This is a genomic window from Luteitalea sp. TBR-22, assembly GCF_016865485.1.
Classification (GTDB): Bacteria; Acidobacteriota; Vicinamibacteria; order Vicinamibacterales; family Vicinamibacteraceae; genus Luteitalea.
Map to the genome: position 1 here is coordinate 47,316 of NZ_AP024452.1, position 23,566 is coordinate 70,881.

At 69.5% G+C, this 23,566-nt stretch carries 20 protein-coding genes and 1 tRNA gene; 10 read left to right on the top strand and 11 right to left on the bottom strand.

Annotated elements, in window-relative coordinates; all coding sequences use genetic code 11:
• Nucleotides 1-159: 159 nt before the first annotated feature.
• From TBR22_RS00200 to TBR22_RS00245, 10 genes are all read right to left on the bottom strand, one after another.
• Nucleotides 160-561 carry a type II toxin-antitoxin system VapC family toxin gene (locus TBR22_RS00200; protein ID WP_239490930.1) on the bottom strand — a complete coding sequence of 134 codons (402 nt, stop codon included), beginning with the start codon at nt 559-561 and terminating at the stop codon, nt 160-162.
• Nucleotides 558-806 carry a type II toxin-antitoxin system Phd/YefM family antitoxin gene (locus TBR22_RS00205; RefSeq protein WP_239490931.1) on the bottom strand — a complete coding sequence of 83 codons (249 nt, stop codon included), beginning with the start codon at nt 804-806 and terminating at the stop codon, nt 558-560. The genes TBR22_RS00200 and TBR22_RS00205 overlap by 4 nt, the downstream gene beginning before the upstream one ends.
• A 103-nt stretch (nt 807-909) precedes the next feature.
• Complete coding sequence (locus TBR22_RS00210; RefSeq protein ID WP_239490932.1) at nt 910-2,958, bottom strand: tetratricopeptide repeat protein; 2,049 nt, start codon at nt 2,956-2,958, stop codon at nt 910-912.
• A 133-nt stretch (nt 2,959-3,091) separates the two neighbouring features.
• Nucleotides 3,092-3,772 (bottom strand): response regulator transcription factor, encoded by a 681-nt coding sequence (locus TBR22_RS00215; RefSeq protein WP_239490933.1) that lies wholly within the window; start codon nt 3,770-3,772, stop codon nt 3,092-3,094.
• A 2-nt stretch (nt 3,773-3,774) separates the two neighbouring features.
• Nucleotides 3,775-5,661 carry a HAMP domain-containing sensor histidine kinase gene (locus TBR22_RS00220; protein ID WP_239490934.1) on the bottom strand — a complete coding sequence of 629 codons (1,887 nt, stop codon included), beginning with the start codon at nt 5,659-5,661 and terminating at the stop codon, nt 3,775-3,777.
• A gap of 86 nt (nt 5,662-5,747) precedes the next feature.
• A complete protein-coding gene (locus TBR22_RS00225; protein ID WP_239490935.1) occupies nt 5,748-6,191 on the bottom strand; it encodes a DUF2141 domain-containing protein in 444 nt (147 codons plus the stop codon).
• The gene (locus tag TBR22_RS00230) at nt 6,188-7,243 is read right to left on the bottom strand and encodes an HlyD family secretion protein (protein ID WP_239490936.1); all 1,056 of its coding nucleotides are present in this window, start codon (nt 7,241-7,243) and stop codon (nt 6,188-6,190) included. The genes TBR22_RS00225 and TBR22_RS00230 overlap by 4 nt, the downstream gene beginning before the upstream one ends.
• The gene (locus TBR22_RS00235) at nt 7,240-7,959 is read right to left on the bottom strand and encodes an ABC transporter ATP-binding protein (protein ID WP_239490937.1); all 720 of its coding nucleotides are present in this window, start codon (nt 7,957-7,959) and stop codon (nt 7,240-7,242) included. The genes TBR22_RS00230 and TBR22_RS00235 overlap by 4 nt, the downstream gene beginning before the upstream one ends.
• A gap of 12 nt (nt 7,960-7,971) precedes the next feature.
• Entirely contained in the window at nt 7,972-9,111 is a 1,140-nt protein-coding gene (locus TBR22_RS00240) for an ABC transporter permease (protein ID WP_239490938.1), read from the bottom strand.
• A 10-nt stretch (nt 9,112-9,121) separates the two neighbouring features.
• Nucleotides 9,122-9,760 (bottom strand): hypothetical protein, encoded by a 639-nt coding sequence (locus TBR22_RS00245; protein ID WP_239490939.1) that lies wholly within the window; start codon nt 9,758-9,760, stop codon nt 9,122-9,124.
• Between the two features lie 97 nt (nt 9,761-9,857).
• Here TBR22_RS00245 and TBR22_RS00250 point away from each other — a divergent pair, with 97 nt between their 5' ends.
• The 3 genes from TBR22_RS00250 to TBR22_RS00260 all read left to right on the top strand — a co-directional run bounded on the left by TBR22_RS00250 (nt 9,858) and on the right by TBR22_RS00260 (nt 12,096).
• The gene (locus TBR22_RS00250) at nt 9,858-10,562 is read left to right on the top strand and encodes a TetR/AcrR family transcriptional regulator (RefSeq protein ID WP_239490940.1); all 705 of its coding nucleotides are present in this window, start codon (nt 9,858-9,860) and stop codon (nt 10,560-10,562) included.
• Nucleotides 10,563-10,657: 95 nt separating this feature from the next.
• Complete coding sequence (locus TBR22_RS00255; RefSeq protein WP_239490941.1) at nt 10,658-11,800, top strand: sorbosone dehydrogenase family protein; 1,143 nt, start codon at nt 10,658-10,660, stop codon at nt 11,798-11,800.
• Nucleotides 11,797-12,096 carry a hypothetical protein gene (locus TBR22_RS00260; RefSeq protein ID WP_239490942.1) on the top strand — a complete coding sequence of 100 codons (300 nt, stop codon included), beginning with the start codon at nt 11,797-11,799 and terminating at the stop codon, nt 12,094-12,096. The genes TBR22_RS00255 and TBR22_RS00260 overlap by 4 nt, the downstream gene beginning before the upstream one ends.
• Here the strand turns inward: TBR22_RS00260 and TBR22_RS00265 are convergent, their stop codons facing one another.
• Complete coding sequence (locus TBR22_RS00265) at nt 12,097-13,029, bottom strand: hypothetical protein (protein ID WP_239490943.1); 933 nt, start codon at nt 13,027-13,029, stop codon at nt 12,097-12,099.
• Between the two features lie 167 nt (nt 13,030-13,196).
• Between TBR22_RS00265 and TBR22_RS00270 the strand changes: the two genes are divergently transcribed.
• The 7 genes from TBR22_RS00270 to TBR22_RS00300 all read left to right on the top strand — a co-directional run bounded on the left by TBR22_RS00270 (nt 13,197) and on the right by TBR22_RS00300 (nt 23,436).
• Nucleotides 13,197-14,648 (top strand): aminopeptidase P N-terminal domain-containing protein, encoded by a 1,452-nt coding sequence (locus tag TBR22_RS00270; protein WP_239490944.1) that lies wholly within the window; start codon nt 13,197-13,199, stop codon nt 14,646-14,648.
• Nucleotides 14,649-14,661: 13 nt separating this feature from the next.
• Nucleotides 14,662-16,845 (top strand): M1 family aminopeptidase, encoded by a 2,184-nt coding sequence (locus tag TBR22_RS00275; protein WP_239490945.1) that lies wholly within the window; start codon nt 14,662-14,664, stop codon nt 16,843-16,845.
• 232 nt (nt 16,846-17,077) lie between these two features.
• Nucleotides 17,078-19,111 carry a S41 family peptidase gene (locus tag TBR22_RS00280; RefSeq protein ID WP_239490946.1) on the top strand — a complete coding sequence of 678 codons (2,034 nt, stop codon included), beginning with the start codon at nt 17,078-17,080 and terminating at the stop codon, nt 19,109-19,111.
• Between the two features lie 245 nt (nt 19,112-19,356).
• Nucleotides 19,357-19,450: transfer RNA gene (locus tag TBR22_RS00285), tRNA-Ser, on the top strand.
• Nucleotides 19,451-19,639: 189 nt separating this feature from the next.
• Nucleotides 19,640-21,112 (top strand): glutamate--tRNA ligase, encoded by a 1,473-nt coding sequence (gene gltX, locus TBR22_RS00290; RefSeq protein ID WP_239490947.1) that lies wholly within the window; start codon nt 19,640-19,642, stop codon nt 21,110-21,112.
• Between the two features lie 13 nt (nt 21,113-21,125).
• Nucleotides 21,126-22,718 carry a glycerol-3-phosphate dehydrogenase/oxidase gene (locus TBR22_RS00295; protein WP_239490948.1) on the top strand — a complete coding sequence of 531 codons (1,593 nt, stop codon included), beginning with the start codon at nt 21,126-21,128 and terminating at the stop codon, nt 22,716-22,718.
• Nucleotides 22,719-22,806: 88 nt separating this feature from the next.
• Nucleotides 22,807-23,436 carry a DNA-3-methyladenine glycosylase gene (locus TBR22_RS00300; protein ID WP_239490949.1) on the top strand — a complete coding sequence of 210 codons (630 nt, stop codon included), beginning with the start codon at nt 22,807-22,809 and terminating at the stop codon, nt 23,434-23,436.
• Nucleotides 23,437-23,566: the final 130 nt, after the last annotated feature.

A 23,566-nucleotide genomic window follows, 5' to 3' on the forward strand; every position in this document is an offset into this window, starting at 1 on the left:
TCGCGGCGCAAACCCTAGAACAGCTGCTCCTCGGGCGGACGCCAGCCCGGCGGCCGGGGCCCTGGACGCCGGGTGTCTTCCTGTACCGAATCGTCGGATGGCACCTGAAACAGATAGGAACGCTCCTTGGGCAACGCGTCTGCGCTGTGTCCGCCGCTGTCACGACTCCTCTCCGGCCCACAGGGTCTTGATGGGATAGCGCCGCAGGATGCGGTCTGCAGAGACGAGCGTCAGTTCGTGCTCGATCGCCTGGCACACGAGCAGACGGTCGAACGGATCGCTATGAATGTCGGGCAGCTTCGGAAGGTGCGCAATCGCCGCTTCGTCGATCGGCAGCGCCGTGATGCGGTGCCTCGTCCGCTCCGCGATGGCGAACTCGGCGGCAGGGCCAGGCAGATCGATCCGCCCGAGCCCCTGCTTGATGGCCAGTTCCCAGACCGACGCCGCGCTGAGCCACACAGAGACATCGCGAGCGCAGACCCGCTCGCGCAGCGCCCCGGGCATGCGGTGGCTCCCGGCGACCATCCACAGGAACACCTGCGTATCCAGCAGCAGCCTCATCGGCTCGCGCGACCCTCGAAGGCGGCAAGGACATCGTCTGGGAGAGGCGCGTCGAAGTCGTCCGGCACGTCGAACGTGCCGCGCGCCAGACCCCAGGGCCGCGGGCGGTCCTCGGGCCGGGCAACGGGACGGATTTCCGCCACCGGAACGTTGTGGCGGGTAATCGTCACCGGGTGCCCCTGCTCCACATCGTCCAGGAGGCTGGAGAGACGCGCCTTGGCCTCCGCAAGGCTGACCCGTTTCATGACCAGATTGTAGCCTAGTCTGCAGATCGGGCCAGGCGGCCAGCCAGCGTGGCCAGCGCCTCGGTGCTGTGTCAGCGGGGAGGGGGCGCGGTCCGACCGCGCCCTACCTGGAGCCTGTCGCGAGGCTCTCGAGCGCCCACACCTCGCGCCCATTCTTGCCGGTGAAGAACGCGATGTGCGTACCCGATGGATCGAACCGGATACCTTCCTCGATCGACCAATCCCGGATGTCGATGTCGAGCCGAGTCGGCGCCGAACCGTCGATCGGCACGGCCCACAGCCCGCTCCCTCGCTTGGAGGCCACCACGGCCTTTCCGTCGGGCAACCACGTGACCCGTTCGAAGAACCTGTCCCGCAACTCGACGCGACGAACCGGTTCGTCCGCGGCGATCGGCGCGAGCACGAGAGTCGAGGTCTTCCCGTCGCTGCTCGGGCTGATCGCGGCCAGCAGCCGTCCATCCGGAGAGAGGTCGCCGCCGATGCCGTCGCCTCGCCTGACTTCACGCGATGCACCGGTTGCGAGATCGTGCTGGACGAGTCGCGCGCTCTCGGCAGGTCCCAGCGTGGCGCGTCCGATCTGGTGGAAGATGCTGTTCCCGTCGGACGATACCTTGACCCTGCTGGCATCAGACGCAGCAACCAGCAAGGATGTGCCGCGCGTGACGTCGACGCGATGGATCCCACCCTTGCCCTTGAAGTCCCGACCGAACACCACCAGTGACTGCCCGTCGGCAAGCCAGGCAGGCTCGAACAGGTAGTCCAACGCCATGGGGATCTCCCGGATCCGGCCAGTCTCGAGGTCGCGAACCGCGATGCTCCTCACGCCATCGAATCGGGTGACGACGTAGGCCAGGCGCTTGCCGTCTCGGGACCACGACGGGCGCGCACTGCGGAAGTTCTCGAGCACCGGCGGTCCAGCCAGCCGCCGGGCTGCGCGATCGAACGGCGCGAGCTGCAGGCTCAAGGTGCTCGTGTCCTTGACGATGTGCAGCGTGCCAGCTGCGGTGAGGCCGAGGGACTGGATCGACCCGATCTCCTTCTTCACGAGCGTGGGTGCTCCCGCGGACCTGCCGTCGGCCACGGGCATCGACCAGAGGCCCACCACACCACTACGATCACTGGCATACAGCAACTGTTTCCCGTCCGGCGACCAACCCATCACCACGTCCTGGGCCGCGTGGTCGACGATGGCCGTGTCGCGGCTTCCGTCGGTCGCCATCACGAACACGTCGCGGTTCGTGGCGGTGTCGCTCGAGGGAAGGTCGTAGGCCAGATGCTTTCCGTCGGGCGAGAAGAACATCTTGCGAGGGCCGCGCCAGCCGACCGTCTTCAGGCTGCGGAACGATCCGTCCTTCGCACCCACCAGCGCGATCTGCGCGGTGCGATCACGCCGGGTGGCGAGCACGGCGATCCACCGGCCGTCCCTCGACCAGTCCATCGCGTCGTAGAACTCGATCTCGGCATCGGCGTGGACGGTGCGCGCCTGTGTCCCGGGTGGCGCATCGACGACCGCAATCCGCAACTCGTTCTCGTTCAGCGCCGGGGCCTGCCGGTAGGTTCGCCATCCGTACGCCACGGACTTGCCGTCCGGCGAGAACGTCGACCCGTAACTGCTCCCAGGCCGCCAGGCCCCGTCCTTGTTGCCCGTCAGCGCCCGCTCGGCGCCCGACACGAGATCGTGCAGCATCAGGTTGCCCGAGCCCGAGAAGTCCGTGTAGGAGATGTACCGGCCATCCGGTGATACCCGGCCATCACCCCATGTGATGTCCTCGCCAGCCTTGACGATCCGATCGATGGCGACGGCGGCCTCGGCTATCGCCGTGCCCGCCGTGCCGATGCGCGCGCGCGCGGTGCTCGCCTCCGGCATGTCGCCGAACTCACGCACCAACCGCTCGTACGCCTGGCGCGCCTGCACGTCGCCGAGCTTCGTGTGGCACTCGGCCATGCGCAGCAGCGCCTGCGCCGCGAGCGCGCGGTTCGCGCCTGCCTGCGCGACGACCTTCCGGTACGTCTCGATGGCCGCCCGCAGGTCGCCCTGCGTCGTCTCCTGGTGCCGTGCGCTGGCGAACAGCTTCTCGGCCGTTGCGGGAGTCTGGGCGTGCAGCGCTCCCGTGGCGAGCAGTGCGGCGAGGACGAGTGAGAGTCGCTTCATCGTGGGGAGCCTCGGTAATGGGAGAACGGCCGGGTGGGACACCCGGCCCTACCTCTGAAGTCGTACAACCCACGGTAGGGAGTGCGATTCCGGTTCACGCCACCGCATGTGTCAGGTTCGCGTCAGGTCTCGCTCACGCGTCGAGCCGGTAGCCGAGGCCGCGCACGTTCAGCAGGTGGCGCGGCTCGTCGGCCTCTGGCTCCAGCTTCCGGCGCAGGCTGCCGATGTGGTTGTCCACCACGCGGTCGCTCACGAAGGTGCCCGGACCCCACGCCCCGGAGATCAACTGATCGCGCGTCAGGATGCGCCCCTTCGCAGCCGCGAACACCTGTAGCAGCTTGAACTCCAGCGGCGTCAACGGCGTCACCGTCCCCGCGCGCCGCACTTCGCCGCGATCGAAGTCCACCTCCGCGTCGCCGATTCGGAGCGTCGTCGATGGCGTCGCCTGGCGGGCGGCGCGGCGCAGGTGTGCCGCGATGCGCGCGCGCAGCTCCCGTGGGCTGAACGGCTTGGTCACGTAGTCGTCGGCGCCCGACTCGAACGCGAGCACCTTCTCGGCGTCCTGCGTCCGCGCGGTGAGCATCACGATGGGCGTCATCACCTTCGTGCGCCGCAACTCGCGCACCACGTCGAAGCCATCCTTGCCCGCCAGCATGATGTCCAGGAGGATGAGGTCGAAGGCGGTCTCGCGTGCCTTCCTGATGGCGACGGTGCCGTCGCCGGTCACCTCGACATCGTGTCCCTCGAGCCGGAGATCGTCCTCGAGCGCGAGCGCGATGCCCGGTTCGTCCTCCACCACAAGAATCCGCGCCATACCTAGGCCTCCGAATCGCGTGCCGTCAGCGGCAGCCGGATCGTGAACGTGCTACCGCGCCCGGGTTCACTCTCGACGTCGATCCGGCCGCCGTGTGCATCCACCACATGCTTCACGGCAGCCAGCCCGACGCCCGTGCCCTGCACGCGCGCCGCCACCGCACCGCGCCCGCGCACGAACTTGCCGAAGATCGCGCGTTGCTCATTGCGCGGGATGCCGAGCCCCCGATCGCTGATGGCGACCGACGCGTGCCCGCGATCGGCGGCGATGCGCACCGTGACCGCCGGGGTCGCCGGCGAGTACTTGACGGCGTTCTCGACGAGGTTGCGGATCGCCACGCGCAGCGATGCCGCATCGGCCTCGACGCGAGCCACGCCGTCGCACGCCACGTCGATACGGCCGCCACGCTCCTCGGCGCTCGGCCGCATCTCCTTCACCACGTCGTCGACGAGTGCCGCCAGGTCGAGACGCTCCCGCCGAATCGCGCCCTGGCCAGCCTCCATCTGCCCGAAGTCGAGCAGTCGCTCCACCAGGCGCTGCAGGCGCGTCGTTTCGCCGGCGAGCACGGCGTAGTACTGCTTCCGCCTCGCCTCGTCGGGCACCCGGTCCGACTCCAGCATCTCCGCCATCTGCCGCATCGTCGTCAGCGGCGACCGGAACTCGTGCGACACGGCGGCCACGAAGTCGGTCTGCAGCTGCGCGACGCGTGCCTCCCTGGTGAGGGCTCGCGCCATCAGGCCGGCGGCCGCCCACACGAAGAGCACCGTGCCGGCTGTGGCCGCGATGAGAAGCGGTTCCTGGCGCCCGCGCGACGTGGCGGCGCCAGGCAGGGCCCACGCCCGCAGCAACCACGAGGAGCCGCCGCCGATCACACGATCGACGGTGCCAACTGGAAGTGGGCCGGCCGCGCCGGCCAGGTGCCGGCCGTCGGCGTCGGCGAGTCGCCAGGCGATATCGTCTCGCGACGCCGAGGCCACGAAGCGATCCGCGAACGTCGTCTCGAAGGCCGCGCCATCGGCGTTGGCGCGCCACGCGACGAGCACCGAGCGCCCACCGGGCGCCAGCGTTGCCAGGCCACGCGCCGGCAGCGGGGGCCCGCCATGGGAGGTCCACGTCTCGGCGACAGCGGCCGCGAGGAGCCACGTCTCGGGGCGCGGGATGTCGGACACCTCGTCGCGATAGAAGTCGGCGGTGCCGCGGTCCACCATCCACCGACCGGCGTCGAGTCGGGCGCGGATGTCGTCGGCCACCCGCCGTGCACCGGTGCCGTCGCCGCGAAGCGTCAGCGCCAGGCGTTGTCCGTCGAGCCCTGCGAGCGAGGCGGGCACACCCTCGGCGTCTTCGTCGCCAAGGGCGGCGAGGGCCTCGGACGCGGTCATCGCGCCTGCGATGTCGCCCTGCTTCCTGAGCACCCGCGCCAGGCGGAGCAGGGCACCGGCGCGCACAGCGTCGTCCGGGTGAGCCGCCAGCGAGCGGTAGCGCTGCGCGGCGGTGTCGAGCGTGCCTTGCCTGAACTCCGCCGCCTCGGCGTCGGCGAAGACGTGTGCCTGGCCCGCTGCCGACGTCGGCCACGGCACGAACGGCAATCCGCCCGATGAGACCTGGCGGTCGAGTCCCGCGCGCCAGGTGGCGGTCACCGTACCGGCGGGCGACGCCTGCCCGGCGTCGCCGTCGAGCCGCGCGCTCAACCTGTCGCCCTGCTCGGCGAGGGCCTCGCGGATGTCGGCGGCCAGCGCGTCGGCGGCCGCCTCGACCGCCTGGCGGGCCTGCCGCGCGTCGAGCTCTCGCTGCTGGGTCACCAGGCGCCACCCGGACCACAGGAGCACCGCAGACACGATCAGCGACGTGGCCAGCAGGCCGCCTGCGAGGGAGCGCTGTCGGAGTGGCACGGGTGACGACAGGAGTCTACGGTAGGGCCGCCCGCTCCGACCTGCCTCCCGACTCCGTCAGGTTTGTGTCAGCTCCGGACCCACGCCTACTGCATGGTGACAGTGATCGACATCTCCGCCTTCACGGTGAACTGCGCATCCTTGAACGAGGGCGGGCCCATGCGCCCCTTCGCGTCGTTGGACGCACCGGTCGGTTCCTTCGGGATGCCGATGAAGTTCGTGTCCATCCGACCGTTGCCGTTGACGTCGTGATACGCCGACACCGCGTAGGTGCCGGGCCCGAGGTTCCGGAACGCCACCGTGGCCGATCCGCCCACGATCGAGACCCGCTGTCTGGCAACCGCCTTCTCCGGATCCTTGGGAAACGCAGGGGCCTGATCGAACAGCGCCACTTCGACCGCGCCCTTGTCCGACCTGAATCCCCTCAGGTTCACGGTGAGGGTGAGGGGCTCGGCCGAGAGGACGACCTCGGCGAGCAGGCACAGGAGCGTGATCGTGTTCACGAACATGGCCCTCTGCCGCGCGTTCACTGGCGACCTCCAGTACGGGCGTCGATGAAGACGTCCACCTGTTGTCCCGGGAACGGCTGGTTCTCCTTCGCGTCAATCCGATAGATCACCTGCAGGACGCGTGTGTCGACGCGTTCGGCAGCATTGCTCGACAGCGAGCGCTTGGCGACCACATAGGGCTCGAAGCGCACGAAGCGCAGGGGCAGCCGGCGACTGCCGTCGCCGCGCAGCAGGGCGTAGGCGGCCGCCTGTGGCCGGACCTTCGGGGCGTCGTACTCGTCGATCTCCGCCCGCACGTGCAGGTCGTCGGTGGCGCCGAGCAGAATCAACGCGTCGCCGCCCCGTGCCGGATCCGCGGACTCACCGGCCCTGACCTTCACCTGCAGGCACTGCCCGGCGGCCGGGGCCCGCACGGTGAGTCGCGCGAGTTCCGCCTCGGCCCGGGCCAGTTCCGCCTCGGCCAGCTTCAACTCGCTGGCGAGCACCTGCTGATCCGCCATCCAACTGCCGGCACGAACCAGCCTGAGCTGAGCCTCGGCGGCCTCGAGACGCGCCTCGGCGCTGCGGACCGCATGACGCCGGCTCTCCAGTTCATCGGCCGGCACCAGGTCGGGGGTTGCCTCACGGCGCGTCAGCTGGGCGCGCTGATCGGCAAGGCTCGCTTCGGCCTCGCGCACCTGGGCGACGAGCGGGTCGACCTCCTCGGAGCGAGGGAAGCTGGACAGCCTGGCCTGCTTCTGCCGCACGTTCGCAACGGCGGCCCGTCGCACCGACACCTCGGCCTGCAGCGCGCGGTCGTCCAACTGGAACAGGGGGTCGCCGGCGCGAACCGCCTGCCCCACCCGGACGAAGACGGCCGTTACCAGCCCGGATGCCGGAGCGCCAATCGAGATGCTCTCCGAGCTCGGCTCCACGAGTCCGGTGCCGCTCACGGCACGGTCGAACCCGTTCGCGGGTGGCGCCTCCACCGGGATCGCTGTCGGCACGTTTGCCGACGTCGCAGGCACGCGCACGAGCGCGAAGACGAGCCCGGCGGCTGCGAGCATCGGAATGACGAGGCGAATGAACTTCATGGCTGGTTCTCCGGGGAAACCTGTGTGTCGTCGGCCACGACCAGGCCGTCGTTCAGGGTGACGATGCGGTCGGCGAATCCGAAGACGCGGGAATCGTGCGTCACCACGATGAGCGTCCTGCCGTCCACGGTCACCAGGTCGCGCAGCAGCTGCATGACCAGGCGACCGTTCTCCGCGTCGAGCGCGCTGGTGGGTTCGTCGCACACCACCAGGTGCGGGTCGTGCACGAGGGCGCGGGCGATCGCGACCCGCTGCTGTTGCCCGCCCGAGAGCTGCCTCGGCAGGTTGTCGAGCCGTTGGCCGAGTCCCACACGGCGGAGCATGGCGGCGGCGCGCTGCTCGGCATCGCGACGTCGAGCGCCGTTGAGCAACAGCGGCAGCGAGACGTTCTCGACGGCGGTCAGCGCCGGGATCAGGTTGAATGCCTGGAACACGAACCCGATCTCGACCCCGCGCCGATGTGTGCGCTCTTCGGGTCGGGCGTCGCGCCAGCTGCGGCCGCCGACCAGGCAGTCACCCTCGTCGGCGTCCATCACCCCCGCGATGATCGAGATGAGCGTCGTCTTGCCGCAGCCGGACGGCCCCGACAGCACCACCAACTGGCGCTCAGGGATCTCCAGGTCGATGCCGCGCAGGGCGTGCACGGGCTGTCCTCCCATCCAGTACTGCTTGCGCAGGGCGCGGCAGGACACCGCCGGATGCAGGGATTGGTTCATGGCCGTCCTCCGTCAGCCGTTGAAGACCGCCGACGGCGGCAGCCTGAGGATGCGGCGCACGCTGAGCAGCGCGCTCACCACGGCGATCAGCAGGATCGCCGCGCCCACCGCGCCGATCAGCCAGTACGGTGTGCGAATCGTCAGCGCGGAGTTGCGCGCAAGGTAGCCAATCCAGGCCGCGATGCCGGCGCCGATGCCGAATCCCTGCAGGGCCACCGTGGCCGACTGCAAGGCCACCATGCCGACGATCCGTCGGTCGGTCGCCCCCATCGCCTTCATCACGCCGAAGTAGCGCAAGTTGTCCTGGATGAAGGCGAAGAACGTCTGTCCTGCCACCGCCAGGCCGATCAGGAAGCCGAGGCCAAGGGTCAGTCCGAAGTTCTGCGCGATTCCTGTGGCGCCGAAGATGTAGCGCACGGTGCTGCGAGCGAACTCCGGCCCGGTTCGCGCGCCGAGGCCCGTCTCGCGCTCGATGCGGCGTGCCAGGTCGACAGGGTCGACGCCATCGGCTGCCTTGACCAGGATGAACGTCAGCGGCTTGCGCTCCGGCGGGGCGAACGCGATCGCCCGCTGGTACGTGGTGAACAGCGTCGGTACCGTGTCGAAGCTCGGCGTGATGCGCACGAAGCCCGCGATCACGGCCCGGCGATCGTTCAACTCGAGCGTGTCTCCGAGGCGCAGGGGACGGTCGGGCCGGGACAGCTTGCCGGCCGCCTCGGCGCGATCGACGAACACGGCATCAGCCCTGCGAAGGTCCGCCAACCTCCCTTCCAGCACGACGGGCGGGCCCGCGGTCAGCGTCGCATCGTCGATGCCCACCAGGGTGCACGTCTGGAAGTCGCCATTGGCGAGGCGGGCCTTCACCTTCCCCCGAAGCATCGGGACCGCCCAGCGCACGCCATCGACGCCGCGCACCCGCGAGAGCTCCACCTCACGCATCCCGACGGTGTTGTCGATGGCGGTCACCGTCGGGTCCATCACCCAGACGTCGGCGATGCCGGCATCGGTGATGGGCGCCGTCATGCGCCCGACCAGCCCGACGAAGATCGAGCCGAACAGGCTGAGCAGCAGCGAGGCGAACACCATCCCCGAGAGGATTCCGAGGTACTTGGCGCGGTCGCCCGTCAGCATCTTCAGCGGGATGTGGTTCACGGCACACCCCTCAGCGACGGAAGAACCGCTTGAGCTCGGGTCCGAACTCCTGCACCACGTTGACTGCCGTGTTGACGCCGACCTGGATGGCGCCCGCCCGAACGCCCTCTCCCGTGGCGCGGTAGCGGTCCGGATACCAGGTCTCGGTCGCGATCGCGCCCCCACCGAACACGCCACCGATGTACGCGACGTTGGGCACCGTCCTGCCCGAGCCGGTCCGGGTCAGGAACGTCCGCGACAGTGCGTATCCGAGTCGCTTCACGCCGCCCGTGCACGTGCAGCGGCGGTACCCGGTCTCCGTCCCCAGCGCTGCCGCCGACGAGTGGTAGAGCGCGGTCTGCAACTGGTACTGGGCCGCACGGCGCACCAGCCTGTTGCCGAAGCCGCTCCAACCCTCGCCGTACTCTGCGGGCTGGTTGCGCCGCTGCTCCCCCAGGGCCGGCATCACCGTTGCGAAGTACGGCCCCGGCGACAGGAAGGCGTCGTTGACGTAGTTGCGCCACCGCTCGTCGCGGGTGACGGGCGGCGCATCTTTTCGTGGAGTGTCACTCGAAACCACGCCGGGGTCCGGCGGGGCTTCCTGGGCGTTCGCGACGCCCAGCGCAGCGAGAAACGCGATGCACGTGAAGAGGATGATGGGGTTGATCACCAGCGGGGTCCTTGTCTGAAGACTCACTCCAGCCCTTCGGACGCGCTCGTTTTCGTGTAAGATTCAAAAATTCGATCAGCACACTAAACATCGACTGGTGCTCGATTCGGTTCTCGCCTGCGGGCAGTTTCCTGATGCATCATCGGGGCGGAGGTCGACCAGGCTCGTGGCCAACGCCAACCGCCCCAGCATCCGGGAGATCAACAAGCAGCGGCTCCGGCAGGACATCCTCGACGCCGCCGGACGGCTGTTCTCGGCAGAGGGCTACCAGAACGTCACCTTCCGCCGGATCGCCGAGGAGGTCGGCTACTCGCAGAGCGCGCTCTTCTACTACTTCAAGGACAAGGAAGAGGTGGTGAAGGCGCTGTGCGTGCAGACCTTCGAGGGCCTGTCGAAGATCTCCGCCGCGCTGCTCGCCGAACTGCCGGACCCACTGGAGCGGCTGCTGAAGATGTCTCGCGCCTACATCCAGTTCGGTCGCGAGCACCCGCACCACTACCGGCTGGTCTTCGATCCGTCATCTGAACTGATCGGGCAGAACCGGGTCGAGTTCATCGGCGAGATCGGCCGCGAGCAGTTCTCGCTGTTCCGTCAGCTCATCGCCGACTGCGTCGAAGCCGGTGCGTTCGCGGCTGGCGCGCCCGACGTCCTGAGCCCGGCCTGGATGTCCGCCATCCATGGGTTGACGAGCTTCCTGATCATCCACGCGCACTCGCCCTGGGTGAACCCGCCGGTGCTCATCGACGCGCTGCTCGACCGCCTGGTGGTGGGGTTCCAGCAGGGCCCGCCATCACGCCCCTGATCAGCAGCACGATGGCCGATCAACACTGGTGTCGTCCGCTGGCGTGCAACCCGACCCCCCAACGAACCAGGATGCCGAAGCGCAGGAGTCCCTCAATGACCCTCATCGCTCGACTGGCCACCATCGCCGCGACCGTCGTCGGCGTCACCCTCGTCGCGCTCCACGCGCAGCAGGCACGGACCTCGTCGAAGGCGCTACCCCTCGAGAAGATCATGCTGCCGCCGGGCTTCACGATCAGCATATGGGCGCAGGGCGTGAAGAACGCCCGCCAGATGGCCGTCGGCAGCAAGGGGACCGTGTTCGTAGGGAGTCGTCAGGCGGGCCTGGTGCACGCCGTGGTCGACAGCAACGGCGACAACAAGGCCGACAAGGTCTACGTCATCGCGAAAGGCCTCGACCAGCCGAGCGGCGTCGCCTTCAGGGACGGCGCGCTCTACGTGGCCGACATCAGCAAGATCTACAGGTTCGACGATATCGAGGCGAAGCTCGCGGCTCCGCCCAAGCCGGTGCTCGTCACCAACACCTACCCGACCGAGGGCCACCACGGCTGGAAGTTCATCGCCTTCGGCCCGGATGGCTGGCTCTACGTGCCGGTCGGCGCGCCGTGCAACGTGTGCGACAAGCGGTCCGAGAATCCGGTGTTCGCCACGGTGACGCGCATCAGGCCCGACGGCACCGGTCGCGAGATCTGGGCGCACGGCATCCGCAACAGCGTCGGCTTCGACTGGCACCCGGGCACGAAGACGATCTTCATCACCTCGAACGGCCGCGACATGCTTGGCGACGACGTGCCGCCCGACACGCTGAACCACGCGCCGACGCAGGGCCTCGACTTCGGGTTCCCGTACTGCCACGCCGGCGAGATCGCCGATCCCGAGTTCGGGTCGAAGCGCCCGTGCAGCGAGTTCACGAAGCCGGCGCACAAGTTCGGCGCGCACGTCGCGTCGATCGGCGCGCGCTTCTACACCGGCACGGCCTTCCCCGCCGAGTACCGGAACCAGCTGTTCGTCGCAGAGCACGGCTCGTGGAACCGCAGCACGCCGGTCGGCTACCGCGTGTCGGTCGTGACGATGGACGACAAGGCCAACGTGACCGGCTACAAGCCGTTCGCGCAGGGCTGGCTGCAGGGCGGCGACGCCTGGGGCCGCCCGGCCGACGTGCAGCCCCTCCCCGATGGCTCCCTGCTCGTGAGCGACGACAAGTCGGACGTCATCTACAGGATCGCGTACGGCAAGTGACCAGGACCATCTTCTGGCACCGCGACCTTCCGCCCCTCGACGCCGAGATCATCGGCGACCACATCGTGGAGGCCACGAGCCTGCACGTGTCCGGCCGCATGGACCGTCGAGACGAGCTGTGGACCCGCTGCGAGGTCGACCTGATGACGAAGGTCGAGGCGCGCATCCGCGAGGAGATGGCGCGGCTCGGCGGGCGCTACGCGCACGTGCGCGAGGAGCACATCGACTCGCGCCACAACGACGCGACGGGCGAGGCTTGGCTCGCCGGCCGGTTCGGCTACACGCTGTACCGCTAGTCAGGCGTCACGCGTGAGCATGTAGTGCAGGGCGAATCGACGTCGCCCGCGCGCGTCCTTCGTCGGCCGGAACAGCGGCAGCGATCCCCCCAGCACGAGACGGGCGTACGGGCCGGTGAGATCGGTCACCCACGTGCCGAGAAGGAGGTCGTCGTCCAGGCGGCGCAGCTCCGGCGCCGCAGCGACCAGGTCGGGCCCGGTGAGATGATCGACGAGCGCCGGTGGGAGGACGCCTCGCCCGGCATCGGTGGGCTCGAGGCGACTCTCCACCGGCCCCCGAGTGCTTGACGAGCACGTCAGGTGCGCCACGCCGACGCTCTGTCGCCCATGCACCAGGTCCATGCGCCACCGGCCGAGCAGGTGACGTCTGCTGACCGCGGTCGCGCGTCGGACCAGCGCCTCGTGATCGTCGACGCCCGCTTGCCCGAACCCGTACCGTCGGAGCAATGGCGCCGTCCAGCCGCGACGCCCGCCCGGGAACTGCCCGGTGTAACCGCGATACAGGATCACGTCCGTGCTGACCATCTTCATCGTGTCGTAGAAGATGTGCTCGAACACCGGATCGGTATAGCGCAGCAGGATGTAGCGACCCGCGTCGAGGTCGTTCACCGGCTGCTCGAGCGTGACTTCCTCGAGGACGTGCTTGAGGTTCACGCGGCCATCGAGGTACTGCGTCTCGCCGAGACACCGTGCCCGCTGCATCCAGAAACGCTTGGCGTATCCGGTCGACAGGCGTGCCGCGACCTCGTCGAGGGGCAGTCCCTTCGGCAGGAAGCCCTTCCAGCGCGCGTCGTTGACGATCTCGCGACGCGACACGTCGATGCGGTGCGCGCCGGTGTTCACGAAGGACGCGAGGGGCAGCGTCGTCGCCTGCCTGAACAGGGCATCGAGTTCGACATCCGTGGATGCGATCAACCGGTCGGCTTCGAGCATGGGACGCTCCGTTCGGGCAAGGGCGGGCAGGGCGTCCGTGGCGAGGATGCCTCGAAGGGCAAGAACGCTCGAGCCTGGCGCCCCGTACAGTCGGATCGGACCGCGACAACCTCCGGCTGATGTTCGGCATGCAGCCGTTCTGAGCCAGCGTGCTAACCTCGGCCGCCATGAACAGCGCCGAGATGATCCGGACCGGGATGTTGCTGGCGTTCGTCCTGGCGACTGGTGCGTCGGCACAGGAACGGACGCGTGAACAGACCGACTTCCCGCGCGAGGAGTTCGCGGCGCGTCGCACCGCGGTCTTCGAACGCATCGGCCGCAACGCCATCGCCGTGGTGCAGGGCGCGGCCAACGTCGGCGCCTTCGCCCGCTTCCGCCAGTCCAACGAGTTCTACTACCTGACCGGCGTCGAGATCCCGCACGCCTACCTCGTGCTCGACGGCCGCAACCGCCGGACCTCGCTGTACGTGCCCCACCGCAACGAGGCGCGTGAGCGGAACGAGGGCAAGGTCCTCTCGGCCGAGGACGCGCCGGCGATCGTCGCCTCGACGGGCGTCGACGAGGTCCACGGCGTCGAGCTGCTCGCCCAGCACCTGTCGCGCCCCCTCATCAAGACACCCGTGCCGCAGCTGTACACGCCGTTCAGCCCCGCCGAGGGCCGGGTGGCGAGCCGCGACGAGATCCTGACCGGCACCGCCGGCAACGTGAGCGACCCGTGGGACGGACGGCCGTCGCGCGAGGGTGTCTTCCTGAACCACCTGCGCACGCGGTTCCCGCAGTTCGCGTTGCAGGACCTCAGCCCTATCCTCGACGACCTCCGCCTCGTCAAGAGTCCTCGCGAGATCGCCCTGATCCGTCAGGCGTCACAGCTGGCCGGCCTGGCGCTGCTGGAAGCCATGCGCAGCACGCAGGCGGGGGTCATGGAGTATCAGCTCGACGCTGCGGCCCGTTACGTGTTCCAGGTCAACGGCGCCCGCGACGAGGGCTACGCCTCGATCACCGCCGGCGGCACCAACGCCTGGTGGGGACACTACTTCCACAACGACAGCGCGCTGAAGGACGGCGACCTGGTGCTGATGGACTACGCGCCCGACTACCGCTACTACACGAGCGACGTCACGCGGATGTGGCCGGTCAACGGCCGGTTCAGCCCGGCGCAGCGCGCGCTGTACGGGTTCATCGCCGCCTATCGCGACGCCCTGGTCCGGCACATCCGCCCCGGCCTGACCGCCGACGAGATCCTCGATCGCGCCGCCGCCGACATGGCGACCGTGCTCGCGCGGACCACCTTCGGCAACGCCAACCACGAGCGCGCGGCGCGCGAAGCGCTGAAGTTCCGCGGCCATCTCTCGCACCCGGTCGGCCTGACCGTGCACGACGTCGGGACGTACCGGACAGGCCCGCTGCGCCCCGGCCAGGTGTTCTCGATCGATCCGATGCTCTGGGTGCCCGAGGAACGCCTCTACGTGCGCGTCGAGGACGTCGTCGTGGTGACCGAGACCGGGGTGGAGAACTTCAGCGACTTCGTGCCGGTCGCGCCCGACGCCCTCGAGGCCATCGTTCGGGAGCCGGGCATCCTGCAGTGGCGCGGCGCCACGCCGCTGCCGCTCCAGCGCTGAGGTCGACACCAGCATGCGGTTCATCAAGGTCTCCCTGCTGGCGCTGCTGCTGGCCGGGCCGGCGCCCGCGTCGGCCGGCACCCAGGCCGTCGACCTCACCCGACGGCCGGTACGGTCGCTGCGCAGCCACGACTTCGACGTGCAGCACTACCGGATCCGGCTGGCCATCGACGACGAGCGCCGCACGGTGGACGGCGAGACGACGGTGACGCTGCGGCCTCTGAAGGACGACTTCCGCACGTGCGTGCTCGATGCCGAGACGTTCACCGTGTCGGCCGTCCGCGACGCGTCGGGCAGCAACCTCGAGTTCCGGCAGACGCCGACGTCGCTGCGCATCGAGCTCGCCAGGCCCTACCGCCACGACGAGACGGTCGTCGTGACGGTGAGCTACCGGCTCGTGAATCCGAAGGTCGACGCCAAGGCGTACGGCATGGAGCCGTCGTACCGGCTGGGCCTCGACTTCAAGGAACCCGGGCCGCGCAATCCGGCCATGGTCTCGACCCTCTCGTTCCCGCAGGGCGCGCGCCACTGGTTCCCGTCGTACGACGACCCCGACGACAAGGCGACCTCCGACATCATCGTCACGGTGCGGCGCGACCACAGCGTCGTGTCCAACGGCCGCCTGGTCGGCGTCACGGCAGACGAGCAGGCCGGCACGCGGACCTTCCACTGGGCACAGGAGCAGCCCCACTCCACATACCTGTTCATGCTGGCCGCCGGCCCGTACGTCGTCGTCCGCGACACGCTGGGCACGCTGCCGATCGCCTACTGGGTGTACCCGCAGGACGAGCCCCATGCGCGACGGACGTTCGGCCGCACCCCGGACGTGATCCGCTTCTTCAACGAGCGCTTCGGCTACCCGTACCCGTGGGCCAAGTACGACCAGGTGATCATCCCCGGCATCGGCGGCGGCGCCGAGAGCACCACCGCGACCGTCATCGGCGAGAGCGCCATCGTGCCCGACGACCGGGCGATGCAGGACTTCCCGTCGGACTGGTTGGTGGCGCACGAGGCCGCCCATCACTGGTGGGGCGACCTCGTGACGATGCGGACGTGGAGCGAGACGTGGATCAACGAGGGCTTCGCGACGTTCAGCGAGCACGTCTACACGTGTCACGCGCGCGGCCCCGACGAGTGCGCCCTCGACCTGCGGCAGAAGCAGGACAGCTACTTCGCCGAGGCGAGGACCCGTTACGCCAGGCCGATCGTGTTCGAGCGGTACGAGTACCCGAACGAGAACTTCGATCGGCACACGTACCAGAAGGGCGCGGTGGTGCTGGACATGCTGCGCTTCGTGCTCGGCGAGGAGCCGTTCTGGCGCGCCGTCTCGCGCTTCCTGCACGCGCACGCCTTCGGATCGGCAGACACGAACGACCTGGTGGTGGCCATCCACGAGGCCACCGGCCAGAACCTCGACTGGTTCTTCGAGCAGTGGGTGCGCAAGCCGGGCCACCCGGTCCTCGTGGTCACGCAGTCATGGGATGAGGCCGCGCGTCGCCTGTCGCTGCGCGTCCGGCAGACACAGGACACGTCGAAGGGCATCCCGATCTTCCGGATGCCGGTGGACGTGGAAATCGTGACGTCGCGCGGCGCCACGCGGCACCGGATCCAGCTCGAGTCGGCCGACCAGTCGTTCTCGCTCGAGGCCGTCGAGAAGCCCCTGCTTGTCAGGTTCGACAAGGGCAACCACCTCCTCGACGAGCTCACCTTCGCGAAGGACACGACCGAACTCCTCTATCAGCTCGGCCACGACGATGTGAGTGGGCGGGTGTGGGCGGCGTCGGAGCTCGGGGGGCGACTGGCGGAGTCGGGGGTCCGTGAGGCGCTGCACGCCGCGACCGGCGACCGGTCCTGGGCGGTGAGGGAACGAGCGCTCACGGTACTGGCGGCGAGCGATCGGTCGTTCGGCGTGGACCAGCTGAGGGCACTCGCGACCGACCCGAGCAGCCGTGTGCGCGTGGCCGCCCTGAAGGCCCTCGGCGCTCGCCGCGACGCCACCCTGCTGCCGTTCTACCGCGAGCGTTTCGAGCGCGACGACAGCTACCTCGCCCAGGCCGAGGCGTTGCGGTCGATCGGCATGGCGGGCGACCGCGCCAGCCTGCCGTTGCTCGAGCAGGCCGCCGCGACACCCTCGCCGCGCAACGTGATTCGCCTCGCCGCCGAATGGGCGCGGGAGGAGATTGGCCGGGCAAGGTGACCGGGCCTGGCGAAAGCGACAATCGACATCGGCCCCGCCTTCGAGTAGTTTGCTCGACTGTTCGCCCACGCAACTCATCTGCCGCGTGCGGGTTCAGGAGGCTCGCGCTGCCGAGCCGTGTGGACTACGCGTCTGCCAGCGCTGGCCGACGCTGACCGGGCCTGGAGGGTCCATGAGTCGTCGTGAATTGGACGCAGCCCCTCGCTGCGTCGTCGTGTTCCGTCATCGTGCCGTGCGCGCCTCGCGCCTGGCTCGCGCGTTCGTGATGGCCGTGGTCGCCGTCGCCTGCGGGGCATCCCTTGCCTCGGCCGACGAGCCTCCCGATCCCTGCAATTTCGCCGATGGCAGTGCCGCGTTCTCCTATGAGCGCGTGATGTCCTGCTACGAGCGCGTGCCGTTCAACCCGGCCGATCTGGCCAACGCCGTGGCGTTCCTCGGCGCATCCCGGGAGCGCAGCGACCTCCGCGAGGTGTTCCAGGCCAGGTACGGCTGGCGCGAGGAGTTGTCCGCACTCGCCTCGCGCACCTTCGACAACGATCACGACTTCCAGCTGGCGCTGGTCGACAACCACAAGAAGTTCTACAACCCGCACTGGCGGTACCGCAGGCCCTATTGCTACACGGCGTACCTGGGCGCCTTCATCCCGTTCGACTTCGGATCGACGGTGACGACGGTTCGGAAGGGCGGCCGGCCGGAGCAGATCGTCTTCATCGAGTCGGCGGCCTACCTGCCCGACCTCTACCGCCAGTTCACCGGCATCGACCCCGAGGCGTATGTCGGCGCCCGGGTCGTGTCGATCAACGGCACGCCCGCGCTCGAGTACTTCCGCCAGTACGCCCTCGGCACCTTCCGCTTCGACGAGGACGCCAGTCAGGGACTCAACGAGATCCTTCAGAACGCGGCCTACTCGATCCGCACCTCGGTGACGCACGACGTGCCGCCGGACCGCCCGGCCGACACGTTCGTCCTCGAGACGCGAACCGGCAGGCGCCTCACCGTCGAGATCCCGTGGGTGTTCGCGCCCCGTGAGGCGTTCGGGGTGTGGCAGTGGCCCCTCGACTGGGTGTTCTCCACCGAGGAGTTCCGGGCGCAGTGCTCGTGGATCAGCGAGACCGCGTGGATCTCGGGTGATTTCGGCGCAGCGTCTGGCTCGATCGGTGCCTCCAGCCGGGGCGACGCCTTCCGACGCGGCGCGGCCCAGTTCCGCGACGAGCTCATGGAGAAGCGCGAGATGGCTGCGCGCCTCGACCGCGAGTACCACGGCCGGCGCGCGGACTACTTCGAGGTGGCACCCGGGCTCGCACGGCAGCCTCTCCAGGTGATCGTGCCCAAGAGCGACGGCGCCGCGGCCTACCAGTTGGGCGGGCGCACCACGGTGATCAGGCTCGACGACTTCGTGCAGGACTGGCGCGACGAGGTCGTCGCGGCCACCGCCAATGCCTGCCAGAACAGCGACCGGCTCGTCTTCGACATGCGCAACAACGGCGGCGGGTACGTCGACTCCATGTCGTGGTTGGTGAGCCACGTGCTCCCCGACCGGACCCGGCTGAAGGATCGAGGGCTCGGCGGCCGCTTCCTCGCGTCCAACCCCGGCCGCAACGAACTGGTGTCGCGCATGGAGGACTGGAGCGCGGCCAACGGGTCGGACTGCTCGTTCGGGTACGAAGGCGGGTGCATGGTCGACCCCGCCACCGAGCAGCCGCTCGCCGCGGGCTGGTACACGCAGGGCAACGAGACGGAGGAGCGGGGCGGACAGTCAGAGCTGCTCACCCAGAGGTTCCTCTTCCGCGACTGGCAGGGCATGGCGGAGCCGATCGCGTGCCCCGGCAAGTTCTCGGGCGAGAACCTGATCATCTACTCGAACGGCACGGGTGCCAGTGCCGGCTACTTCTGGCCCGCTCTCATGCGGCCCGACGCCACCATCGTCACCTCGGGCGGGTTCCTGGGCCAGCCGCCGGTGCTCGGGATCGCGCGCGGCGGCGCGGTGTGGGGGATGAACGACTTCGAGGCGTACATCGAGCAGTACCTCGAGTACTTCTTCGTCCCGGCCAGCAATCCGCTGCCATACCTCATTCGCTGGGCCGACTCGTTCATGGAGCAGCCGGGTCCTTACATGCGTGGGGAGAGCAGCCTCTACGTGGACGACCCGGCGCGCGGCGACCTGCACATCGACGTCTGGAGCGACAGCCCGCGGACCGACAGCTTCGTCTACGGTCGCCTGCTCGAGGCGGTGCAGCGGCGTGGCAAGGCGGCCGCGACGAAGTAGGCCCGGGAACAGCCGCATGACGGGTCCCTGTTTTCGGGGGCCCGTCGCGGTCGGCCCGACGACCTCCGGCGGCATCGCCGTCCCCCTGTCGATCCTGGGCACGCTACCTGGGGTGGGTGCCAGGCACATGGCCGCGATATGCTGAGGGGGCTGTGCCGGAGGCAGGGGCGTCGTGGCGGAGACCACACGCGGATGCTATGCTTCTTCGTCGCACCGGGTGTCCGATCGCGGATCGCCCGCTTGCTGGTGAGGTGGCCGAGAGGCTGAAGGCGGCGGTTTGCTAAACCGTTGTACGGGCTTAAACCTGTACCGAGGGTTCGAATCCCTCCCTCACCGCCAGCCTTCGCGTTCGCCTCGACAGGCTCACGCGAACGCTTCGGCTGGGCAGGCCCCGAACCACAGAGGTAAGGCGCAGTCTCCTCGGGCACCGAAGCGCGTGGCGCGAATGTGGCCGGCCGCGCCCTCGGGCCACAAGCGCGGTGCACCGTGTGCCACCCCGCCGTCTCTCGCGAGTAACATCTCTCTCCAGTGTCGACTGCTCCGCTACGCGTCCGCTTCGCGCCGTCGCCGACGGGTTACCTCCACGTCGGAGGCGCTCGCACCGCCCTGTTCAACTGGCTGCTCGCGCGCCGCACCGGCGGCACGTTCGTCCTGCGCATCGAGGACACCGACATGGAGCGGTCGTCCGACGCGATGGTGCAGGGCATCCTCGACGGGATGAGCTGGCTCGGCCTCACCTGGGACGAAGGGCCACAGGTCGGCGGGCCGCACGCGCCCTACTTCCAGTCGCAACGCCTCGACAGGTACCGCGCGGTCGCCGCGCAGCTGGTGGCCAGCGGACACGCGTACTACGACTACCGCACCGCCGCGCCGCGCACGAAGACGGCCGACGGCGAGGAGACGCCCGACACGTTCGGCACCAAGTCGTACGAGGACACGAGCCTCACGCTCACCGCCGATGAGGTCGCGGCGCGCGAGGCCGCGGGCATGCCGCGGGCCATCCGCTTCCGCGTCCCGGCCGAGGGCCGCACGGTGTTCCCCGATGCCGTACACGGCGAGATCGGCTTCGACAACGCCGGGCTCGAGGACTTCGTCATCCTGCGTTCCGACGGCTACCCGACCTACCACCTGTCGGTCGTGGTCGACGACATGGACATGCAGATCACGCAGGTGATCCGCGGCGACGACCACATCTCGAACACGCCCAAGCAGGTGCTGCTGTACGAGGCGCTCGGCGTGCCGGTGCCCGGCTTCGCGCACGTGCCGCTCATCCTCGGGCCAGACAAGAAGCGCCTCAGCAAGCGTCACGGCGCCACGTCGGTGATGGAGTACTCCGCGCAGGGCATCGTGCCCGAGGCGATGGTGAACTTCCTCGCGCTGCTCGGCTGGTCGCCCGGCACCGATCAGGAACTCTTCAGCGCCGCCGAGCTCGTCGAGCGATTCGACCTCGAGGGGATCAGCGGCGGCAACGCGGTGTTCAACCCCGAGAAGCTCGAGTGGATGAACAACCAGCACATCATGCTGCTCCCCGACGATGTGCTGATTGCGCATGCGCGGCCGTGGCTCGTCGAGGCAGGGCTGTGGCGCGACGCCTACGACGGTGAAGCGCGCCCCTGGCTCGTGCGTGCCCTCACGCTGCTGCGCCCACGCGCCAAGCGGCTCGGCGACATCCCGGAGGGCCTCGGCCCGCTCGTCCGCCCGGTGACGTTCGATCCGGCGGCGGTTGCCAGGCACCTGACGGCGGAGATGGCCCAGCACCTGGAGACGCTTGCCGAACGGCTGGCCGTGCTCCCGACGTTCGACGCGCCCTCGATCGAGCAGGTCGTGCGCGGCACGGCCGAAGCTGGCGGCGTGAAGGCCGGCGCCTTCATGCAGGCGGTGCGCGTCTCGCTGGTCGGGCGCACCGTGAGCCCCGGGCTGTTCGAGACCATCGAGCTCCTCGGCCTCGACGAAAGCCTCGCCCGCATCCGCGCGGGGGCCCGGCAAGCCCAGCCCGCCTGACCGGAGCAAGGCCATGAGAGCCGCAGATCTCCATCGCCAGGCGTTCGATGTCCTCGTGGTGGGGGGCGGCGTGATCGGCTGCGGCGTCGCCCGCGACGCCGCGCGGCGCGGCCTGCGCGTCGCCATCCTCGAACAGGACGACTTCGGCAGCGGCACGTCCTCGGGTTCCACCCGCCTGATCCACGGCGGCCTGCGGTACCTCGAGATGCTGGACTTCGCGCTGGTCCGCCTCGACCTGCGCGAGCGCGAGATCCTGCTCCGGATCGCACCGCATCTGGTGACGCCGCTGCGATTCCTGCTGCCGTTCTACCGGCAGTCGGCCTACCAGCGCTTCCGCATGCGCGTCGGCATGCTGCTGTACGACGCCCTCAGCTACGACCGCAGCCTCGAAGGTCACGCGATGCTGTCGGCCGACGAGGCGCTCGCCGCCGAGCCGAAGCTGGTTGGCGAGGGCCTGCAGGGCGCGGCTGCCTATTCCGACGCCCAGGTCGCCCTTCCCGAACGCCTCTGCATGGAGAACGTCGTCGACGCCATGGAGGCCGGTGCGGTCGCCTGCAACCACTCGAAGGTCGTCGCCGCAGTGGTCAGCGACGGGCGCATCCGCGGCGTGCGCGTGCAGGACCTCATCGCGCAGCGCGAGGTCGAGGTCTCGGCGCGCGTCGTCGTCAACGCGGCCGGCCCGTGGTTCGATCGCGCGGCGGGCGTGCTGCAGTCGGCCGCTCGTCCCCGGGTGCGGACCACGCGCGGCATCCACCTGGCGTGCCCCAATCCGCCGGCCAACGCGCTGGCGCTGCCGTCGGCGGTCGACGGGCGGCTCACGTTCGTGATCCCGTGGCTCGGGTACACCTGGGTCGGCACGACCGACATCGACCACGAGACCGATCCGTCGGAGGCGGTGGCGACGCCAGGGGAGATCGACTACCTGCGGCGGTCGGTGGAGCCGTACGTGGGCGGGCTCGGCGAGGTGCTGTTCACCAACGCCGGCGTGCGGGCGCTCGTGCGTCGCGACGGGCACGCGTCGGCGGTCACCCGATCGCACCAGATCATCGCCGAGCAGGATCCCGTGGGGCTGGTGTCGATCATCGGCGGCAAGCTCACGGGCTATCGCGCCATCGCCGAGGAGGCGACGCAGCGCGTGTGCCGGTTGCTCGACGTGTCGACGCGTTCCATCACCGCGACGACGCCGCTCCCGGGTGCGCGCCCTGCCGAAGGGGCGGATCCCGACCTGCTCTCGCCGGCGCAACGCGACCGCCTCACGCAGCTGTACGGCAGCCGCCGCCGGGAGGTGCTCGAGCTCGTGCGCGACCGGCCCGAGCTCGGGCGGCCGTTGATGGAGGGCGCCCCCGACGTCGCCGCGCAAGTCGTGCATGCCGTGCGTCACGAGGCCTGCGAGCGCGTCGCCGACTTCGTGCTCCGGCGCTCGTGCCTCACGTTCACATCGCACCGTGGCCGCCCGGCGCTGGCCCGCATCGCCGCGCTGATGCGCGAGGAGCTCGGGTGGTCCGACCAGCGCACCGCCGACGAACTGGCGCACGTCCGCAGGTTGCTCGCGCGGACTGACGGAGACAGGCCGAGCGGCCCGGACACGTTTGCCGACATCGGGTAAGGCGAGGGACAAGGGACAAGGGGACGAGTCACCCGCCTCCCTTGTGACTCGTCTCCTTGTCCCTCCTCACTTGTGCAAGGATCTGCCCGTGCCCGTACGCTTCACCCCGGAAACGTGCCAGGCGGCGACGCGAGTGCTGGCCCGTCGCGACCCCGCGCTGGCGCGGCTGGTCCGCGTCCACGGTCCGTGCGCGCTCGGCACGAGGGCCCGCCGCGACAGCTTCTCGGCGCTGGTGCGGTCGATCATCTACCAGCAGCTGGCCACGGCCGCGGCGACGACGATCCACGATCGCGTGATGGCGTCGATGGGCGTGCGACGATGCCCGCCGCCGGCGACCTGGCTGGCGACGCCCGAAGCCACGCTGCGGGCAGCCGGCCTGAGCGGCCAGAAGATGCGCTACATCCTCGACCTGTGCCGTCACGTCACCGACGGGACGCTCGACACGCGCCAGATCCATCGCCTCGACGACGAAGCGGTGATCGCGATGCTCACGCAGGTGAAGGGCATCGGCCGGTGGACCGCCGAGATGTTCCTGATGTTCCACCTGCAACGGCCCGACGTGCTGCCGCTCGGCGACCTCGGCGTGGTCACCGGGTTCGCGAAGGTGTACGGTGGCGGCACGAAGCTGACGCCGGATGCGATGACCGCCATCGCCGAGACCTGGCGTCCGTACCGCAGCATCGGGAGCTGGTACATGTGGCGGGCGCTGGAAGCGTAAGCGCGCCCGCATTTCTCAGCGCGCCTGGCGATGCCGCGATGCCGTGATGTCGAGGAGCGTCAGGCCCTCGCCGCAATGCCGCTGGCGTGAACCCTGAAGTTCGAAGGATGAAGTACGAAGGCCGACGGCC

What these genes read in the sequence shown, in the direction of transcription:
- TBR22_RS00200 (WP_239490930.1), bottom strand. Translation starts at nt 561, where the DNA reads ATGAGGCTGCTGCTGGATACGCAGGTGTTCCTGTGGATGGTCGCCGGG.
- TBR22_RS00205 (WP_239490931.1), bottom strand. Translation starts at nt 806, where the DNA reads ATGAAACGGGTCAGCCTTGCGGAGGCCAAGGCGCGTCTCTCCAGCCTC.
- TBR22_RS00210 (WP_239490932.1), bottom strand. Translation starts at nt 2,958, where the DNA reads ATGAAGCGACTCTCACTCGTCCTCGCCGCACTGCTCGCCACGGGAGCG.
- TBR22_RS00215 (WP_239490933.1), bottom strand. Translation starts at nt 3,772, where the DNA reads ATGGCGCGGATTCTTGTGGTGGAGGACGAACCGGGCATCGCGCTCGCG.
- TBR22_RS00230 (WP_239490936.1), bottom strand. Translation starts at nt 7,243, where the DNA reads ATGAAGTTCATTCGCCTCGTCATTCCGATGCTCGCAGCCGCCGGGCTC.
- TBR22_RS00235 (WP_239490937.1), bottom strand. Translation starts at nt 7,959, where the DNA reads ATGAACCAATCCCTGCATCCGGCGGTGTCCTGCCGCGCCCTGCGCAAG.
- TBR22_RS00255 (WP_239490941.1), top strand. Translation starts at nt 10,658, where the DNA reads ATGACCCTCATCGCTCGACTGGCCACCATCGCCGCGACCGTCGTCGGC.
- TBR22_RS00265 (WP_239490943.1), bottom strand. Translation starts at nt 13,029, where the DNA reads ATGCTCGAAGCCGACCGGTTGATCGCATCCACGGATGTCGAACTCGAT.
- TBR22_RS00270 (WP_239490944.1), top strand. Translation starts at nt 13,197, where the DNA reads ATGAACAGCGCCGAGATGATCCGGACCGGGATGTTGCTGGCGTTCGTC.
- TBR22_RS00275 (WP_239490945.1), top strand. Translation starts at nt 14,662, where the DNA reads ATGCGGTTCATCAAGGTCTCCCTGCTGGCGCTGCTGCTGGCCGGGCCG.
- TBR22_RS00295 (WP_239490948.1), top strand. Translation starts at nt 21,126, where the DNA reads ATGAGAGCCGCAGATCTCCATCGCCAGGCGTTCGATGTCCTCGTGGTG.